At 41.7% G+C, this 1,236-nt stretch carries 1 protein-coding gene; it reads right to left on the minus strand.

The annotated features are described in order from the left end of the window. Nucleotides 1-5: 5 nt before the first annotated feature. Nucleotides 6-1,165 (minus strand): IS3 family transposase gene (locus RFW85_RS16770; RefSeq protein ID WP_085945698.1). Its coding sequence is split into 2 segments (ribosomal slippage): nt 6-931 and nt 931-1,165, totalling 1,161 coding nucleotides; the frame shifts between segments, so codons are not numbered across the junction. Nucleotides 1,166-1,236 lie beyond the last annotated feature (71 nt).

Genomic DNA, 1,236 nt, shown 5'->3' on the forward strand with positions numbered 1-1,236 from the left:
TGATCCTAGACAGTATCGTGGACAACAAATCCCTCTAAATTCTTAAAATATTTCTTCTCAAAGGCTTCAGGGCTTAACCAGCCATTTGCAGAATGTCTTCTGACCCGATTGTAATAAATCTCAATATAGTCAAACAAGACAGCATTCGCTTCTTTTCGAGTGGCAAACACACTGCCATGGACCACATGACCTTTCAATGTATGAAAGAAGCTTTCAGTCACTGCATTATCCCAACAGTTTCCACGTCTAGACATACTCTGAGTACAATCATTTGTCAGTAACAGCGCTCTAAAATCACGACTACAGTACTGTGAACCTTGGTCCGAATGAACCATAACACCAGTTGGATAACCCTGACGAGCCATTGCATAGTTAAACGTATCACACACCAACTGGCGGTCTATTCGATGGCTGGTTTGCCACCCCACGATACGACGACTAAATAGATCCAGCATCACACATAAATACAGCCAACCTTGCTTGGTACGGATATAGGTAATATCCGTTGTCCAAACCTTGTTAGGCTGAATGACTGTAAATTGACGCTCTAACAGATTGGGTGCTGTAGGCAAACGATGGTTTGAATCAGTCGTATGCTTGTATTTACGCGCAATCCTGCTGCGTAAACCCAGATTTTTCAGCATTCTTCCAACAGTGCGTTCACTCATGCTGTAACCTAAATCATGCATGTCATGTACCAATGAAGGTGCACCCAATCGTGCATGATGCTGCCAATATACGGCTTTTAAATCATTATATTTCTCTACCGTATTGGCCTGACGTTTTCGCCAGGCATAATAGCCTGAAGTGCTGACACCTAGGTATTTACAGGCAGAAGATACCGTGACTTCATTCATATCTAGATCTTGAATTACCGTGTACTTTTCTTGGCATGATCTGTTAGAAAGTACACATGCGCTTTTTTTAAGATGTCATTGGCTTCCTTGAGCTGTTTGACTTCTTTCTCTAATTCCAAGATCCGCTGTTGTTCTGGTGAAAGTTGACGTTTGCTTGAACCCACTGGATTGGTTTCACGAATCCATTTGTCTAAAGTTGAATAACCCACACCTAATTTCTGGGCGATTGCAGCTATAGGCTCGTGTGAGTTTGAAAGTGCATAATCAATTGCTTGCTGTTTAAATTCAGCACTAAAACGTTTGGCCATTTCTTGGATCTCCAAAGTTAACGTTACGTTATCTTTAGAGGGAAGTACTGTCCATTATTTTGGCTAGGATC

The sequence above is a fragment of the Acinetobacter sp. 12966 genome, assembly GCF_031196995.1.
In the GTDB taxonomy this organism is placed as follows: Bacteria; Pseudomonadota; Gammaproteobacteria; order Pseudomonadales; family Moraxellaceae; genus Acinetobacter; species Acinetobacter geminorum.